This is a genomic window from Sporichthya polymorpha DSM 43042 (genome assembly GCF_000384115.1).
GTDB lineage: Bacteria > Actinomycetota > Actinomycetes > Sporichthyales > Sporichthyaceae > Sporichthya > Sporichthya polymorpha.
This window is the reverse complement of sequence record NZ_KB913029.1, coordinates 1,487,155-1,502,208: the sequence shown is the minus strand read 5'-3', so window position 1 is coordinate 1,502,208 and position 15,054 is coordinate 1,487,155. Positions and strand designations below refer to the sequence as shown.

Genomic DNA, 15,054 nt, shown 5'->3' with positions numbered 1-15,054 from the left:
CGGACCTCGCGGAATCGATCTTTCGGCCGAGGACGAACCGCCCACCTGTGAACAACGTGACGGTGCGGTGCGCCCCGGGCCGGGTGTTGGCTGAGCGCATGCACCGCGCTGACTTCCGGCCCCGCAGCCCGATCGTCGGGCTGGCGGTGATCTGTGGCGCCCTCGCGATGGTCATGGGCTCGATGACCTCGTTGAACACGGCGCTGCCCGAGATCGGCCGGGCGACGGGCGCGACGCAGGGCCAGCTGACGTGGGTCATCGACTCCTACACGGTTGTCTTCGCGGGCCTGCTGCTGCCCTGCGGGGCGCTCGGCGACCGCTACGGCCGGCGCCGCGCGTTGATGGCGGGCCTGGTCGTCTTCTCGCTCGCGTGCCTGCTCGGCCCGCTCGGCGAGAACCCCGACGTCCTGATCGCCTCCCGCGCCCTCGCCGGTGTGGGTGCGGCGCTGGTGATGCCGGCGACGCTGTCGCTGATCACGACCACGATGCGCGGCGCCGCGCAGGAACGCGCGGTCGCGGTGTGGGTCACGACCGCGACGCTCGGCGGCGCGCTCGGCCTCGCGTTCGGCGGGCTGATCCTGGAGTTCGCGGACTGGCCGGCGATCCTCTACGTCTCCGCGGCGGCTGCGCTGCTCACGACGCTCGCCGGTCCGCTGATCGAGGAGTCCCGCGACGACGAGCGCCATCGCTTCGACAGCTTCGGCGCGGTCACGAGCGCCGCAGCCATCGGTCTCGTGGTGTTCGGCATCAACGAGGCCCCCAGCCACGGCTGGGACTCGGCGGTGTTCCTCGGCTGCGTCGCGAGTGGCGTCGCCTGCGCCGTGCTGTTCGGCGTCAGCCAGGTGCGTCGCGCGCATCCGCTGCTCGACATCCGGATCTTCCGTTCCCGCCGCGTGCTGGCCGGCAGTGTCTCGCTCGTCGTCCAGTTCGCGATGCTGTTCGGGTTCTTCTTCCTCGTCGTGCAGTACCTGCAGCTGATCGAGGGGCGCTCGCCGTTGAACGCCGGCCTGATGCTGCTGCCGGCCGCGCTCACGATCCTGCCGTTCGCGCTCGCCGGCCCGCCGCTCGTCGAGCGGTTCGGGCTCCGCGTGGTCTCGGCGCTGGGCTTCGTGCCGTTGACGATCGGGTTCCTGCTGCTGACCCAACTGGAGAAGGGCGACACCGTCCTGTTCCAGACCGGGCTGCTGTCGATCGGCGCGACGCTCGGCCTGTGCGTCACCCCCGCGACGGTCGCGATCCTGCGCAGCGTCCCCGCCGCGAAGCAGGGTGTCGCGAGCGCGGTCAACGACGCCGTGCGTGAGGTCGGCGCCGCGATCGGGATCGCGGTCGCCGGATCGCTGCTCGCGACCGGGTACAACCGGGAGCTCGGTCCGGCCGTCGAGGCGCTGCCGCCGCCGGCGCGGGAGGCGGCGGAGGCGTCGCTGGCCGGTGCGCTGCAGGTCGGCGCGGAGCTCGGCCCCGCGGCTGCTCCGGCGGTGGCCGAGGCGCAGACCGCGTTCCTCAGCGGGCTCCACGGCGCGATGCTCGCCTGCGCGATCGTCACCGTCGTCTGCGCCGCCGCCGTCGCCCTCGCGGCGCCCGGTCGGCAGCGGTCCGCGGAGACGACGGACGCGGACGCCACGTGAACGACTGGGTCACCCGGCCTGAGACGGCGGGCGATGTCGACGCGGTCCGCCGGATCAACCTCGCCGCGTTCGAGCGTCCGGACGAGGCGGACCTCGTGGAGGCCCTCCGCGCCGACCCGGCCTGGCTCGACGGGCTGTCGCTGCTCGCCCTCGACGCGAGCGGAACCCCGGTCGGCCAGGCGTTGCTGACGCGGTGTCACATCGATGACGTCCCGGCTCTGTGCCTCGGCCCCTGCGCCGTCCTGCCGGAGTTCCAACGCACCGGGGCCGGCGGCGCCGCGGTCCGGGCCGCTCTCGCCGCCGCCACCGCCCGCGGCGAGCGGTTCGTCGTCGTCCTCGGCCACCCGGAGTACTACCCCCGCTTCGGATTCGACCGCGCCTCGGTCGCGGGGATCCGGCTGAGCATCGAGGTCCCCGACGAGGCCCTGATGGCCCGCAGCCTCGACGGCACCCCCCTCCCCGCCGGCCTCGTCCGCTACGCCGCCCCGTTCGGGGTGTGAGGTCCGCTCGGCGGCCTCGGGTGGTGCTTATCTGCGCATTCGGTGGAGGTCGGCACGGGGGAGCGGCCTCGGGGTGGTGCTTATCTGCGCACGCGGTGGAGATGGGCACGGGACGCCGGGGCGGGGAGGAGGGCGTCCCGATTGACACCGCCGGGCCCGGCCGCGAATATTGAGATACTGCGTATCTTTATCCGAGGAGCGGGCGTGGCGAAGTCCTGGCGGTTCACCTCCGAGCAGGAGGACTTCGCCGAGGCGGTGCGGGCGTTCTGCCGCCGCGAGGTGGGGACGAAGGAGCAGCGGGACGCCTACACCCAGAACGGGCTGGAGTCCCACAGCCCGGACCTGTACCGCAAGCTCGCGGCGACCGGGTATCTCGGCGTCTCGCTGCCGGAGGAGTTCGGGGGGAGCGGGGGTGGGCTGATCGAGCAGTTCCTGTTCTTCGAGGAGCTCTGGTACGGGATGGCCCCCGTACACGGGGCGGGGACCTCGCACACGTGCGCGGGGATCTTCAAGCGGTTCGGGAGCGACGCGCAGCGCAAGCGGGTTCTGAGCGCGATCACCGAGGGCACGCTCTACTCGATCAGCATCTCCGAGCCGGGCGCGGGATCGGATCTGTCCGGGATCGCGTGCAAGGCCGAGCCCGTCGACGGCGGCTACGTGATCAACGGGCAGAAGACGTGGTGCTCGGACGCGCACTTCGCCGACGTCATCCTCGTGACCGTCCGGACCGAGCGCGGCGACAACCCGCGCACGGGGCTGTCGATGCTCGAGGTGCCGGCGAACGCGCCGGGCGTGGAGGTCCGGCCGATCTCGACGATGGGCGGCAAGGAGGTCAACGACATCTTCTTCACCGACGTCTTCGTCGCCGACGAGGCGCTGGTCGGGGAGCGCGGCGGGGCCTGGAACCAGCTGATGGCCGGCCTCAACGGCGAGCGTCTGGTGTGCGCGGCGCAGGGGATCGGCATGGCGCAGCGGACGTTCGACGACCTGCTCGCCTACGTCACCGTCCGGGCCCAGTTCGGTCAGAAGATCGGGACGTTCCAGGCCGTCCGGCACCGGATCGCGACGATGGCGCTGGAACTCGAGGCCGCCCGCAGCCTCGCCTACGACACCGTCTACCGGGCCCACCACAACCTGGGCGACCCGCAGGACCTCGTCCGCCTCACCTCGATGGCCAAGGTGAAGGTGACCGAGACGGCGAAGGCGCTCGCGCTCGAGGGCGTCCAGCTCATGGGCGGTTACGGGTACGCCACCGAGTACGAGATGGAGCGTCACCTGCGCGACGCGATCTCCCCGACGATCTACGCCGGGACCAACGAGATCCAGCGCGAGATCATCGCCTCCACGTACGGCCTGCGCTGAATCCGGCGCGCCGGTCGGCCGGTTCGTTAGGGTTGCCTAACCTGATCCGCGGACCCTGGAGTGGACATGCCGACCGCGACCCTGCTGGAGATCACCGACGAGGCGACGCGCCGTCAGTTCCTCTCGATGCTCGTCGCCGCCGGGATGCTGACCGCGTGCGCCGACGATGACGACCCCGAGGCGCAGCCGACGCCGTCCGCGCCCACGACGCGAACGGTCGACAGCTCCCACGGCCCCGTCGAGATCCCGCTGAACCCGACCCGGGTGGTGGCGCTGCACGACCAGCTGGTCGGCTACGCCGTCGCGAGCCTCGGGTTCGACAAGCTGATCGCGGCGACGGTCCGCGACACGGCCGACCCCGCGCAGGCGATCCGACCGCTCGGGACGGTCCCGCCGGTCTGGTCGACGCTGCTCGACATCGGCACGCACGACCAGCCCGACCTGGAGGCGATCGCCGCGGCGAAGCCGGACCTGATCCTCGGCCTGCCCTACGAGGCCGACCCGGTCTACGACAAGCTCTCCTCGATCGCGCCGACGGTGATCATCGACCTCGTCCAGGGCGCGCGCCCGCCGTTCCAGCGCCAGCGCGACCTCGCCCGGGTCGTCGGCGTCGAGGAGGCGATGGATCGGCGCCTCGGCGAGTACCGCGACAAGCTCGCCGCGCTCAAGGCGGGCGCCGCGGCCGGCCTGGTGGGCGCCGGTTACACCTACATGGAGAGCTACGGCCCGGAGGAGTGCTACGTCGTCCGGAGCGACTACAGCCCGGGCCCGGTCGTGCTCAAGGACCTCGGGATGGTGCCGTCCTCGACGACGCGTTCGATCACCGAGGAGTACTTCCAGGTCAGCCGGGAGAACCTCGCCTCCTACGACGCCGACGTTCTCTTCTTCGGCCTCCCCGAGGGCGAGGAGATGGACGCCACCACCGAGCGGCTGCTCGCGAACACCTACGCGGTGCGCAACGGCCAGTTCTTCCGTGTCCCTCGGGACATCTGGGCGCTCGAAGTCGTCGAGGCCCTGTTCGGCACGATCACCGGGCTCGAATCCGCGTTCGCCGGCAAGGAGTTCACGCTCTCCGGCGAGTACGGCACCCCGCCCGCGGCGACTCCGGAACCCGCGGAGGAGGTCGAGACCGCTTCGCCGGAGCCGACCGAGAGCTGAACCGGCCTGTCAGCGGAAGGCGCCCACGAACGACGGCGTAACGCCGGGGAACACCGTCCCGAGCTGACTGGTCGTCAGACCGGCCCGCTTGACGAGGTACTCGCCGAGGACGTTGCGGAAGTCCGTGGTCCCGGCGAGGTCGCCGTGGTCGAGTTTGGCGTCGGCCAGAGTGGGCCAGGTGCCGTGCACCTTGGTGCCCACCAGGCCGCCACCGGCGAGCAGCACGGCGTTGCCGTAGCCGTGGTCGACGCCGCCGCTGCCGTTCTCCTGAACCCGGCGACCGAACTCGCTCAGCGTCACGACCGTGACGCGGTTGAAGGACTCGCCGAGGTCGGTGGCGAACGCCGCCAGGCTGGCGGCGATGTCCCCGGCCTTGACGGCGAACGCGCCCTCGCCGCGGTTGCCGAGACCGCTGTGCATGTCCCAGTCGCCGACGTCGACGGCGAGCGCCTGCAACCCGACGTTCGCGCGGATGAGCGCGGCGGCGTCCGCGAGCGCGGCACCGAGTGAGCTGTTCTTCGGATACACGGCGCCGTTGCGCGGACCGGCGTGGTTGGTGACGACCGACGCCGCCGTGTCGAGCGCGTCGAGGGTCGCGGTGGCCGCGGCAGCGTGCGGCAGGGTCGCGTTGTCGTGCAGCGTGCGCAGGGCGGTGGTCAGACGCGGCCCGACCCAGTCGAGGCTCTGCAGCTTGAACGTCGCCAGCGACGCCAGGCCGAGCGCCTCGTTCGGCCCCGACATCAGGCGCGGCACGCCCCCGGTCCCGAGCGCGACGGCCTCGAAGGTGGTCCCGGTCCCCGCGACGCCGAGGACGCGGTCGAGCCAGCCGGTGCGGATGCTCGTGCCCGGTGCGGCGCGCTCGAGTTCGTCGGTGGCGGAGAAGTGGCTGCGGCTCGCGTCCGGCGACCCGACGGCATGGACGAACGCCAGGCGGCCGTCGTTCCACAACGGCTGAAGGGGTGCGAGCGCGGGGTGCAGGCCGAACGTCGGGTTGCCGGTCGGGATCGCGGTCGAGGTGGGGATTGCGATGTTCGGCCGCTTGCGGGCGTAGTCCGGGTCTCCGACCGGCGGCACGAGGCTGAGCCCGTCCATGCCGCCGCGCAGCGAGATCACGAGCAGGATCGGCCCGGAGTACGCGCCGGCGGCGTAGGCCGCGCGGGCGGAGAGCACCGGGGTCGCCGCGACGGCCGCGCCGGTGACGCCGAGCGCCTGGAGGAAGCGGCGTCGGTTCAGCGTGCCGACCTCGGCGCACTCCGGGCAGCCGTCGTTCTGTGACGGGATCTGACGGGTCATCGGATGCTCCAGTACGGGCTGTCGAGGACGACGGCGACGAGGACGGGGAAGAGCCACGTGGTGTCGCCGTCGCGGATCCGGCCGTCCGCGCCGAGGAAGGCGAGCATCGCGTTGCGGTGGGCGGTGGAGACCGAGATCCCCGGAAGCAGTCGCGCGATCAACGTGTCGATGAGCGCGCCCCGGGTCGCGGGGGTCTTGCCGTCGAGGAGGTGGTCGGCGAGGTCGGGCCACTTCACGCCCTCGGGCCACCACTGCTGGGTGGTCGCGATGTGCGCGTTCCAGCGGTTCAGCGTCCGTCCGGCGCCGCCCCACGCCGAGGCCACGTCGGGGTAGCCGTTCGGCGGTGCCCAGCCGAGCGGCGCGTGGCCGAGCAGCATGAGCATCCAGCGCATCCCGGCGACCGCGCCGTCGGGATTCGTGTCGAGCGGGTTCGGCTGCACGCCGACCGCACGCCAGGCGGCGATCAGGTCCTCGAGCGGCCGGCGCACCTTCTTGCCCGCCGCGGCGGCGAACTCCGCGGAGGCGAACAGTGCCCGCAGGACGGGGACGATCGCCGTGTTGTTGTCGAGGTAGACCCGGGCCAGACGCTCGACCAGCGCCGCAGGCGGGGTGTCGGACACGAACCGGACGGCGAGTTTGGCGGCGATCCGCTCCGCGGTCGCGGGGTGCCGCGCGAGGTAGGTGGCGAGCGACGCCGCGGCGGCGGGCCCGTCGTTCTTGGTCGCGTTCGCGTGCGACCAGCCCAGCACCGTCACCTTGCCGACGTAGTGCCAGTTCGCGTTGTAGCGGAACGTCCCGACGTTGGTGGCGTTGCCGCCGTTCCACGGGTCCCAGACCGTCAAGCCGCTCAGGGCTCGCGCGGCGCCGAGGATGTCGGCGCGGCCGTAGCCGGCGTCGACCCCGACGGTGTGCAGCTCGAGGAGCTCGCGGGCGTAGTTCTCGTTCGGGGCGGCGCCGCGCGAGGTGGCGTTGTCCAGGTACAGCAGCATCGCGGGGGAGGTCATCGAGGCGGTGAGCATGTCCTCGAACCTCCCGAGGGCGTGCTTGCGGATGACGTTCCTGTCGTCCCAGGCCTTGGTCGACCAGACCTCGCTGCTCGGGCACGTGATGTTGAGGTGGTTCGACCAGAAGTCGACCATCACCTCGAACAGCTGACGCTTCGACCAGAGCTGGCGCGCCACGGTCGCGCGGACGAGGTCCTCCATCGACTTCCAGTGGCCGAAGTCGCCGGCGGCGTGGACGACGGGCGGGTCCGCGGCGTGCAGCGGCCAGCGGCCGAGGACGGCAGCGGGGACGTCCGCCAGCCCGCTCGGGTTCAGTTGCTGGTCGAGCCAGCCCTGGGCCCCGCCCGCCTTCGTGACGTCCGTCAGCAGCTCGGGCGTGATCCCGAACGTCGCCCGCCGGAGCAGGTGGAGGGTGAACGCATCCGTCGCCGGCAGCGGGCTGGGGGACGGGCTCGGGCTGGGGGCCGGGGTCGGCGTCGGCGTCGGTGTCGGCGTCGGCTTCGGGGCCGGTGCGGGCGCGGGCTTCTTCTTCTTCCTGGCCTTCTCGGCGGCGCGTTTGCGGGCCTGGCGGCGTCGGCGGGCGCGGAGCTGCTTCGGCGTCAGCTTCTTCTTGGTCTTGCGCTTGGCCTGAGACGTCGTGGCCGTGGTGGCCGCCTCGGCGCCGTCGGCCTCGGCGACTCCGACGACGCCCGAGGCGGCGACCAGGGCCGCCAGGGTGAGGACGTTCCGGCGGTCCAGGAGCGAGGTCATGCACTCCGCTTCGGAGGACCAAGGTCCCCACTTGACGGCCGGACGTCACTTCGTCGCGAACGCGTCTTCAGATTCCTTTCGCGCCGACCGACACGGGAGATGCCGAAGAACGCGGCGCCGTTCGGCGTGCCTCGGCGAGGCCGATCGACGAGATGCACGGGGAAGCGGGAAGCAATGAAGGCTCTGCGCACGCTGGTGGTCGCCGCCGCCCTGGCCACGGTTCCGCTGACGCCGTTACCCGCCGGGGCGGCCGACCAGGCGGTGAAGCCCACCGTGACGCGGGCAAAAGCCGCGAAGCTCGCGAAGGCAGCGGTACTGACGCCGAAGGACTTTCCGGGCTTCCGGGCGCAGCGTGACCGGGTTCGACCCGGCGACGACGCAGACAACACCGCGTTCTACGCGTGCCTGCGGGCCCAGGAGCCGACCTATCGAGCGATCGACGCAGGCTTCACCTTCACCAAGGGTGCCCTCGACATCGGAACCGTGGCCACCGTGGTCTCCACCGAGCGGGCGGCCCGGGCCGACATGAAGGTGGCGGCGGGGAAGCGGGCCCTCACGTGCATCCGGCGCTCGATGGCGAGCAGCCTGCGGGAGGTGGGCGGGGAGGTGACGAGGCTGTCGATCCGGCGGGTCCCGGTGCGCGTCGAGGGAGCCGACGTCGCGCTGGGACTCCGCTACGACGTCCGCGCCTCCGTCTTCGGCTACCCCGTCCGGATGCGTGGCTACAGCGTCGCGGTTTTGGTCGGGCAGACGCAGTTCAGCGTGGACGCCGCCCGCTACGACGGTCGGCGGCCCGAACTGCCGGCCGTCGAGGCGCTCGCCGCCAGGGCCGCGCAACGCGTCGCTGCGCTCTGAGCCGCCGCCCGCGGGGGTTTCGACCCACCGCCACCCGGAAACGACCGGGGCGGGAGGGATGACGCATGTTTCTGCGAGTCGTGGTGACCTCGGCAGCTCTGGCCCTGACCTCGCTGGTGCCGGTGCCGGCGGTCGCGGCTTTGGGGTCGTCGCCGGACCGGGTGGCGATCCGGGAGGCGAAGGCCGAGCGGCTCGCGAAGGCCGCCGTGCTGCGCCGTCGCGACCTGCCGGGGTACTCGGTGCAGGAACAATCCCGGACAAGTGCGCTCGAAAAGGACGCCGCGCGGTACGAGTGCCTCGGGGTGGAGGCGCCGAGCTACGCCGCGCGCCACGACGGCCGGGCCTTCACGAAGCGCCCGTCGCAGATCGGTTCGCGGTCCGTCGTGCTGGGAACACCCGAGCGTGCGCGGGCGGACCTCGCGCGGCTGGCGACCGTCCGGGGCGTCGACTGCTACGGGCAGGCGCTCACGGCGCTGTTCACCGAGCAGGGGGCGGAGGTTCGGCGGGTGCTGATCGAGCAGGTGCCGGTCGACGTGGGCGCGGCGAGCCTGGCGATCGGGTTCCGGTACGAGGTGCAGGCCCGGCTCGAAGGGGCGGTCGTCCGCATCCGGGGCATCGACCTGCACGCCCAGGTGGGTGCGGCCGAGGTGATCGTGACGTCGGTCCGCCCCGACGGCCGGTGGCCCTCGCTCGGCCAGGTCGAGCGGCTCGCGGGCCGGGCCGCCCAGCGGGTCGCTCGCGTCTGACGGATCGTCAGCTTCAGGCCTTCGTCAGCTCCCACTCGGCGAGGTTCGGCTCAGCGAGCATGTCGCGGTGGTCCTGCGGGGTGAACGGCCACAGCGCGGGGAGCCCGTCGGCACCGAGGTACCAGCTCTGGCAGCCGCTGGTCCAGATCGTGTCCGGGTAGGCGCGGCGCATCTCGGCCTGGAAGGCGTCGGTGGCGTCCTCGGTCGGGGTGGCGGCGTCGTACTCGCCGGCGCGCCAACGCTCCACCCACTGCAGCAGATAGTCGACCTGCGTCTCGGTGATCATGAACAGCGACTGGTTGCCGATCGGCGAGTGCGGGCCGAGCAGCAGGAAGAAGTTCGGGAAACCGGGCAGGGCGATCGTGCGGTACCCGCGGGGCTCACCGCTCCAGACCTTCGACAGGCGCAGGCCGTCGGGGCCGATCAGCTCGACGGGGCGCAGGTAGGTGTGGGCGTGGAACCCGGTCGCGAGCACGATCACGTCGACCTCGTGCAGCTGCCCGTCGGTGGTGCGGATGCCCTGCTCCGTCACCCGGTCGATCGGGGTGTCGACGAGCGTGGCGTCCCCGTCGTTGAAGCGCTTGTAGAACCTCGACGCGAAGATCATCCGCTTGCACGCGGGCTTGTCCTTCGGCCGCAGTCGCTCGCGGAGGGCCGGGTCCTTCACCCGGCGCAGGTGGAGGTGGCAGGACACCGTGACCAGGTGCCGCTGCCACCCGGGCCGGATGACCGCCATGCCGAAGACCTGCTCGAGCACGGTCTGCCAGAACCGGTAGGAGATCCGGCCCCAGCGGCGGTTCAGGGCGGGGAACGAGGCGAGCATCAACCGGCTCCACGGCCGGTACTGCGGGTTCGGGGTCGGGTACACCCACTGCGGGGTGCGGGCGAAGAGTTTGAATTCCGCGCACCGCGGGGCGAGCGCGACGGTGATCTGCGTGGCGGTCGAGCCGCTGCCGATGACCGCGACCCGGCGGCCGTCGAGCGGGACGGAGTGGTCCCACTGGGCGGAGTGGAACGACGCGCCCGCGAAGGAGTCGAGGCCGGGGATGTCGGCGACGCGTGGGTGGTGCAGGACGCCGGCAGCGGAGACGAGGAAGTCGAAGTCCTCCTCCGCGCCGTCCGTGGTGCGGACGCGCCAGCGGCCGTCGATCCACTCGGCTTCCTGCACCTCGGTGCGGAAGCGGATGTGCCGTTCGAGATCGAGGTCCCGCGCGACCCGGCGCAGGTACTCCTGGATCTCCGCGCCCGGCGAGTAGAGACGGGTCCAGTGCGGGTTCGGCGCGAAGCTGTAGGAGTAGTAACGTGACGGTACGTCACAACTCAGGCCCGGGTAGGTGTTCTCCCGCCACGTCCCGCCGACCCGGTCGGCCTTCTCGAACAGGACGACGTTCTCCATCCCGGCCGCGCGCATCTTGGCGGCGAGGCAGAGGCCGGACATGCCGGCCCCGATGACGGCGATGCGTGGGTCACGTCGGCTCACGTGAGCTCCCTGGGACAAGTTACGGGACGTGTATCCCGCAAGTTACCGGACAGGCGTCCCGTAAGCTAGGGGTCGTGGCGACGCAGGTGGAGCGCAGTTCCGCGACCCGGGAGAAGGTGATCGCCGCGACCATCGCCTGCCTGGTCGAGCGCGGGTACCCCGGCGTGACGATCGCGGCGGTCGCCGAGCGTGCCGGCGTCTCCCGGGGGGCGGTCACCCACCAGTACCCGGACAAGGCGCGGCTGGTCGTCGAGGTCGTCGAGGAGATCGGGCGCCGCCGCACCGACGAGGTGCTCGCGATGCTGGAGGACATCCCGGTCGGGCCCCGCCGCGTCGAGGTCGGCCTCGACGCGCTGTGGGACAAGTTTCACGACCCGATCTACACGGCCGCGCTCGAGGTCTACGTCGCCGCCCGCACCGACCCGAAGCTCCACCCGCGGGTGCTGCAGCTCGAGGAGGACCTCGACGAGGCGATCCGCGCCGTGATCCGCGCGATGGCCGGCCCGGTCCGCAGTCCCAAGCGCCTAGATGTCCGCGCCGACGTCCTGCTCAACACGATGCGCGGCCTTGCCCTGATGCACGCCACCGGCGCCCCGACCGAACCGCTCGACCGCGCCTGGACCCAGGCCCGCGCCGACGCCCGCGACGCCTTGCTCGCGCTCGCGCGCTGAGTGCGTCAGGCCACGATCACGACATTCGCGCCGACTGCCTCGTAGGTGCCGCGGGCCCGCGCATCGCGGGTCGCCAGGGTGGCGTTGTTCTCCCGCGCGGCCAGGGCGACGAGGGCGTCGTACACGGCGCCGCCGGCGATGCCGAACTTGGCCAGGGTCGTGGGCAACGTGCGAGTCGCTTTCGTCGTCAGCAGGAGCGGAGTGGCGAAGCGCGCGGCGATCAGACGCGCGGCGTCGGGGGCAGAGAGGCGGATGTCGCCGGGCAGCCGGGTGAGGACCGCGTAGGTCTCGGCCAGAGCGTGGCCGCACAGCGACAGTTCCCGGCCGGCGCGCCACCGCTCGACGGTGGGGTGCGCGACGTGGGTGGCCACGAGTAGAGGAACGGCGACGCTCGTGTCGACGGCGAGGCGTTCGCTCACCGGCGTCCAGCGTCGATCAGGGCGAACACGTCGTCGTCGTCGATCGTGGTCTCTCCGGTCGCGACGAGAACGCCGTCGCGCTCGACCAGCCGGGCCGTGCGCCCGGCCGGGACCACCTGGAGCCCGACCCCGTACCGGGAGATGTCCACCGTTGCTCCGGGGACGAGGCCGAGGGCGTCGCGGAGTGCTTTGGGGATGACGATGCGCCCACCCGAGTCCATCGTGGTCTCCATGGGATCACGCTACCATTTGCCACCCATCTCGCATGGGCCGGCGGCACAGGCTCAGCGTGTCCGTCGACTCTCCAGGGCGTCGAGGTCCCGCTCCGCGTAGAGGCGGTGCTGCCACTCCTCGTTCAGGACGGTCGTCAGGCACTTGGCGACGGGGTACCGGCCGGCCGGCGGGTACCCCGGTCCTTCGACGGGCTCGGTCGTGGCGACGAGGCCTTCGGGGGTGAGGTCGTCCAGCACACGGCGGAGGAGGGCGTACCGCTCGGCGCGGAGGGTGAGGACCTCGTCGAGGAAGGGCCGGGCGTCGTGATCGACCGGGATCTCGGGGTGCGGCTCCATCTCCTCGAACGGGAGCCCGAGCGGGTGCCAGGGCCGCGGGTTGCCGAGGATCGCGCGGCTGATCCAGATGTCGGTCGCGAACAGCAGGTGACGCAGCGTCTGGACGAACGACCACTCGTCGTCGACCCGCTCGTGGAGCAGCTCCGGCGGCAGGGCCCGCGCCCGCGTGGCCGTGCGCGCCCACAGCGTCTCGAGGATGTCCACGGCCTCCCGGAACCCGGCGAGGTCGGTGGGGCGCATCTTCGGCCGCAGCGGGTACCGGCGGTCGAGTTCGGCCTCGATCAGCGGCCCGACGTCGATGCCGTTGATGCGGAGGTTCTCGACGTCGCCGTCGATCTCGACGTCCTGAATCCAGGCGTCCCGCATCCGGATGTTCCAGAACCCCGCCTGCCGGACGTCCAGGTCCCGGCACCGGACACCCGTCACCGACCGGTCCGCGATCTCCGTCATCGCCCCAGCCTGGCACCGAGCGGCGACAACTGAGGGGAGCTGCGAAATGCCTGCAGTGCAGCTATTATGCAGGCATGAGCGTCGCCATCACCATTCGGAACGTTCCCGACGAGGTCCGCGACGTGCTGGCCGCCCGGGCCGCCGGCGCGGGCCAGAGCTTGCAGGAGTACCTGCGGGCGCACCTGATCGAGGCTGCTTCCCGGCCGTCGCTCCCCGACGTCATCGCGCGGGCACGATCTCGCGTGGCCGAGACCGGCACCCGGCTCGACATGGCGTACGTCGTCGCGGAGTTGGACCAGGACCGCCGGTGAAGGTGGTCGACGCGTCCGCTCTCGTCGCGTTGCTGACCGATGCCGGACCGGCCGGCGCCTGGGTCGTCGGCGCGATCGGGCGCGGACCGCTGGTCGCTCCTCACCTCGTGCTGTTCGAGACGGCGAACGTCCTCCGCCGGCGCGCCGCGGCCGAGCTGATCAGTTCGGACCAGGCCGCCCTCGCCCACCGGGACCTGCTGGACCTCGACCTCGGGCTGTGGCCCTACGAACTGCTGGCGGCCCGGGTCTGGGAACTGCGCCGCAACGCCACGACCTACGACGCGTCCTACCTGGCCCTCGCGGAGCAGGTCGACGCGCCGCTGATCACCTTCGACGCACGACTGCGCGTCGTCCCCGGCGTCCGCGCCGACGTCCTGGTCGGGCCGCTCGACCCGTCCTGAGGAACCGATACAGGAGCGTGAACGGCGCCCGGGCCGGGCAGGGGGTGCTCGAGGCCGGCTGGATCACCGCACACACCGACGCCGGCGAGGAGGCTTGTGAGGACGCTCGACCTCGACGCGCTGCTGCCGGAGATCGCCGCTCAGGTTCAACCGCTGGCGCGGCAGGGTCAGCAGGCCGACTACATCCCCGCACTCGCCGACGCAGATCCGAACCGGTTCGCCCTGGCCACCTGCGACCTGACCGGCGCCGAGCACGCCGTTGGTGACGCCGACGTGCCCTTCGCCATCCAGAGCATCGCCAAGGTGTTCTCGTTGACGCTCGCCCTGCAGCACGTCGGCGAGGATCTGTGGAAGCGAGTGGATCGCGAACCGTCCGGCGACCCCTTCAACTCCCTGATCCAGCTGGAGCTCGACGAGGGCGTGCCGCGAAACCCGATGATCAACGCCGGAGCGCTTGCGGTGTGCGACGTGCTGCTCGAGCGGTGCGACGACCCGGACGGCGAGGTGAGGGCACTCCTCAGCGAGCTCTGCGGCGAGCCCATCGGGATCGACGACGAGATAAGGGAGGCCGAGCGGCGGGCCGGGCACCGCAACACTGCAATGGCCCACCTGATGAGCGCGTTCGGCAACCTGCACACCTCGGTGGAGGCGGTCATGTCCACCTACGCCGGGCTCTGTGCCGTCACCATGACGACCCGGCAGCTGGCACGGGCGATCCGCTTCCTCGCCAACGGCGGTGTGGACCCGAAGACCGGTCACCGCGTCGTCCCCGAGGCGCTCGCACGGCGCATCAACGCCGTCATGCTGACCTGCGGCACCTACGACTCCGCGGGGCAGTTCGCCTATGAGGTCGGCCTGCCGTGCAAGAGCGGGGTGGCCGGTGCGATCGTCGCCGACGCCCCGGGTCGGCTGGGTATGTGCGCGTGGTCGCCGCCGCTGGATGCGTCCGGGAACTCGCGGGCCGGTGGAGCGGCGCTCCATCTGCTCGCTGAAAGGGCAAAGCTGTCGGTCTTCTGACAGCGGGACGTGTTCCCACCCGCAAACGCCAAAGGCCGGGCGTCACGGTGGACGCCCGGCCTTCGCTGCTCAACCGGCGGAGGATACGAGATTTGAACTCGTGAGGGGTTGCCCCCAACACGCTTTCCAAGCGTGCGCCCTAGGCCACTAGGCGAATCCTCCCTGGAGCGTGGACCAGGGTACTAGGAGGCGGAGGTCGCGCCGACGGGAGCGGGGCCATGGACCCAGTGGACGAGTTGCAACGCGGGGGTACTCGTGGGACGACCGGTTCGCCTCAGCTGTTTCAACTCGTCCAGTCAGTCCTCGCCGGGCGCCCCGTACACTGGTCCCGGCTCCCCGCGTGGTGCCATCCTGCTGAACCCCCCCAGGGCCGGAAGGCAGCAAGGGTAGGTGGGCTCTGGTAGGTGCGCGGGGGGTCCTTTTCGTTAAGCCGTGACCCGGCG

The 15,054-nt window shown here is 71.7% G+C and carries 16 protein-coding genes, 1 tRNA gene and 1 other RNA gene; 11 read left to right on the top strand and 7 right to left on the bottom strand.

From position 1 onward, the window contains the following. Positions 1 to 98: 98 nt before the first annotated feature. The 4 genes from SPOPO_RS28285 to SPOPO_RS32510 all read left to right on the top strand — a co-directional run bounded on the left by SPOPO_RS28285 (position 99) and on the right by SPOPO_RS32510 (position 4,645). Positions 99 to 1,625 carry an MFS transporter gene (locus SPOPO_RS28285; RefSeq protein WP_169577170.1) on the top strand — a complete coding sequence of 509 codons (1,527 nt, stop codon included), beginning with the start codon at positions 99 to 101 and terminating at the stop codon, positions 1,623 to 1,625. Continuing rightward, the gene (locus SPOPO_RS0107395; RefSeq protein WP_019874155.1) at positions 1,622 to 2,125 is read left to right on the top strand and encodes a GNAT family N-acetyltransferase; all 504 of its coding nucleotides are present in this window, start codon (positions 1,622 to 1,624) and stop codon (positions 2,123 to 2,125) included. The genes SPOPO_RS28285 and SPOPO_RS0107395 overlap by 4 nt, the downstream gene beginning before the upstream one ends. Positions 2,126 to 2,329: 204 nt before the next feature. After that, complete coding sequence (locus tag SPOPO_RS0107390) at positions 2,330 to 3,487, top strand: acyl-CoA dehydrogenase family protein (RefSeq protein WP_019874154.1); 1,158 nt, start codon at positions 2,330 to 2,332, stop codon at positions 3,485 to 3,487. A gap of 66 nt (positions 3,488 to 3,553) precedes the next feature. Then, positions 3,554 to 4,645 carry an ABC transporter substrate-binding protein gene (locus SPOPO_RS32510; RefSeq protein WP_156869668.1) on the top strand — a complete coding sequence of 364 codons (1,092 nt, stop codon included), beginning with the start codon at positions 3,554 to 3,556 and terminating at the stop codon, positions 4,643 to 4,645. A 9-nt stretch (positions 4,646 to 4,654) separates the two neighbouring features. Here SPOPO_RS32510 and SPOPO_RS0107380 read toward each other — a convergent pair whose 3' ends face one another. Further along, positions 4,655 to 5,938 (bottom strand): DUF1501 domain-containing protein, encoded by a 1,284-nt coding sequence (locus SPOPO_RS0107380; protein ID WP_019874152.1) that lies wholly within the window; start codon positions 5,936 to 5,938, stop codon positions 4,655 to 4,657. Further along, complete coding sequence (locus tag SPOPO_RS28275) at positions 5,935 to 7,692, bottom strand: DUF1800 domain-containing protein (protein ID WP_019874151.1); 1,758 nt, start codon at positions 7,690 to 7,692, stop codon at positions 5,935 to 5,937. Before SPOPO_RS28275 ends, SPOPO_RS0107380 begins: the two co-directional genes overlap by 4 nt. A gap of 174 nt (positions 7,693 to 7,866) precedes the next feature. On the opposite strand from SPOPO_RS28275, the gene SPOPO_RS0107370 reads away from it, so the two are divergent. Together SPOPO_RS0107370 and SPOPO_RS0107365 are read left to right on the top strand one after the other, a co-directional pair. Further along, a complete protein-coding gene (locus SPOPO_RS0107370) occupies positions 7,867 to 8,547 on the top strand; it encodes a hypothetical protein (protein WP_019874150.1) in 681 nt (226 codons plus the stop codon). Between the two features lie 65 nt (positions 8,548 to 8,612). Continuing rightward, the gene (locus SPOPO_RS0107365) at positions 8,613 to 9,293 is read left to right on the top strand and encodes a hypothetical protein (protein WP_019874149.1); all 681 of its coding nucleotides are present in this window, start codon (positions 8,613 to 8,615) and stop codon (positions 9,291 to 9,293) included. A gap of 13 nt (positions 9,294 to 9,306) precedes the next feature. On the opposite strand, the gene SPOPO_RS0107360 is transcribed toward SPOPO_RS0107365, so the two are convergent. Further along, the gene (locus SPOPO_RS0107360; RefSeq protein WP_019874148.1) at positions 9,307 to 10,773 is read right to left on the bottom strand and encodes a flavin-containing monooxygenase; all 1,467 of its coding nucleotides are present in this window, start codon (positions 10,771 to 10,773) and stop codon (positions 9,307 to 9,309) included. 74 nt (positions 10,774 to 10,847) lie between these two features. Here SPOPO_RS0107360 and SPOPO_RS0107355 point away from each other — a divergent pair, with 74 nt between their 5' ends. Continuing rightward, positions 10,848 to 11,444, top strand: a complete 597-nt coding sequence (locus SPOPO_RS0107355) for a TetR/AcrR family transcriptional regulator (RefSeq protein ID WP_019874147.1) — start codon at positions 10,848 to 10,850, stop codon at positions 11,442 to 11,444. 5 nt (positions 11,445 to 11,449) lie between these two features. On the opposite strand, the gene SPOPO_RS0107350 is transcribed toward SPOPO_RS0107355, so the two are convergent. Genes SPOPO_RS0107350 through SPOPO_RS0107340 form a run of 3 tightly spaced genes read right to left on the bottom strand, consistent with a single transcriptional unit; the run spans position 11,450 to position 12,882 of the window. Next, the gene (locus SPOPO_RS0107350) at positions 11,450 to 11,863 is read right to left on the bottom strand and encodes a PIN domain-containing protein (protein ID WP_019874146.1); all 414 of its coding nucleotides are present in this window, start codon (positions 11,861 to 11,863) and stop codon (positions 11,450 to 11,452) included. Next, positions 11,860 to 12,096 (bottom strand): AbrB/MazE/SpoVT family DNA-binding domain-containing protein, encoded by a 237-nt coding sequence (locus tag SPOPO_RS0107345; RefSeq protein WP_019874145.1) that lies wholly within the window; start codon positions 12,094 to 12,096, stop codon positions 11,860 to 11,862. The genes SPOPO_RS0107350 and SPOPO_RS0107345 overlap by 4 nt, the downstream gene beginning before the upstream one ends. A gap of 51 nt (positions 12,097 to 12,147) precedes the next feature. Continuing rightward, positions 12,148 to 12,882, bottom strand: a complete 735-nt coding sequence (locus SPOPO_RS0107340) for a DinB family protein (RefSeq protein WP_019874144.1) — start codon at positions 12,880 to 12,882, stop codon at positions 12,148 to 12,150. Between the two features lie 74 nt (positions 12,883 to 12,956). On the opposite strand from SPOPO_RS0107340, the gene SPOPO_RS35070 reads away from it, so the two are divergent. The 3 genes from SPOPO_RS35070 to SPOPO_RS0107325 all read left to right on the top strand — a co-directional run bounded on the left by SPOPO_RS35070 (position 12,957) and on the right by SPOPO_RS0107325 (position 14,611). Next, entirely contained in the window at positions 12,957 to 13,193 is a 237-nt protein-coding gene (locus SPOPO_RS35070) for a FitA-like ribbon-helix-helix domain-containing protein (RefSeq protein ID WP_019874143.1), read from the top strand. After that, on the top strand, positions 13,190 to 13,594 hold the full coding sequence (locus SPOPO_RS35065; protein ID WP_019874142.1) for a type II toxin-antitoxin system VapC family toxin: 405 nt from the start codon (positions 13,190 to 13,192) through the stop codon (positions 13,592 to 13,594). Before SPOPO_RS35070 ends, SPOPO_RS35065 begins: the two co-directional genes overlap by 4 nt. 96 nt (positions 13,595 to 13,690) lie before the next feature. After that, positions 13,691 to 14,611: a glutaminase gene (locus SPOPO_RS0107325; protein WP_019874141.1), complete on the top strand. Its 921-nt coding sequence runs from the start codon at positions 13,691 to 13,693 to the stop codon at positions 14,609 to 14,611. A gap of 77 nt (positions 14,612 to 14,688) precedes the next feature. Here the strand turns inward: SPOPO_RS0107325 and SPOPO_RS0107320 are convergent. Further along, positions 14,689 to 14,773 (bottom strand) — tRNA-Ser (locus tag SPOPO_RS0107320). 165 nt (positions 14,774 to 14,938) lie between these two features. On the opposite strand from SPOPO_RS0107320, the gene ffs reads away from it, so the two are divergent. After that, positions 14,939 to 15,035, top strand: an RNA gene (gene ffs, locus SPOPO_RS33615) — signal recognition particle sRNA small type. The last annotated feature ends 19 nt before the right edge of the window (positions 15,036 to 15,054 follow it).

Excerpts from the sequence above, each read along its gene's own strand:
- SPOPO_RS0107380 (WP_019874152.1), bottom strand. The coding sequence starts at position 5,938 with ATGACCCGTCAGATCCCGTCACAGAACGACGGCTGCCCGGAGTGCGCC.
- SPOPO_RS32510 (WP_156869668.1), top strand. The coding sequence starts at position 3,554 with ATGCCGACCGCGACCCTGCTGGAGATCACCGACGAGGCGACGCGCCGT.
- SPOPO_RS35070 (WP_019874143.1), top strand. The coding sequence starts at position 12,957 with ATGAGCGTCGCCATCACCATTCGGAACGTTCCCGACGAGGTCCGCGAC.
- SPOPO_RS0107370 (WP_019874150.1), top strand. The coding sequence starts at position 7,867 with ATGAAGGCTCTGCGCACGCTGGTGGTCGCCGCCGCCCTGGCCACGGTT.
- SPOPO_RS0107365 (WP_019874149.1), top strand. The coding sequence starts at position 8,613 with ATGTTTCTGCGAGTCGTGGTGACCTCGGCAGCTCTGGCCCTGACCTCG.
- SPOPO_RS0107340 (WP_019874144.1), bottom strand. The coding sequence starts at position 12,882 with ATGACGGAGATCGCGGACCGGTCGGTGACGGGTGTCCGGTGCCGGGAC.
- SPOPO_RS28285 (WP_169577170.1), top strand. The coding sequence starts at position 99 with ATGCACCGCGCTGACTTCCGGCCCCGCAGCCCGATCGTCGGGCTGGCG.
- SPOPO_RS28275 (WP_019874151.1), bottom strand. The coding sequence starts at position 7,692 with ATGACCTCGCTCCTGGACCGCCGGAACGTCCTCACCCTGGCGGCCCTG.
- SPOPO_RS0107345 (WP_019874145.1), bottom strand. The coding sequence starts at position 12,096 with ATGGAGACCACGATGGACTCGGGTGGGCGCATCGTCATCCCCAAAGCA.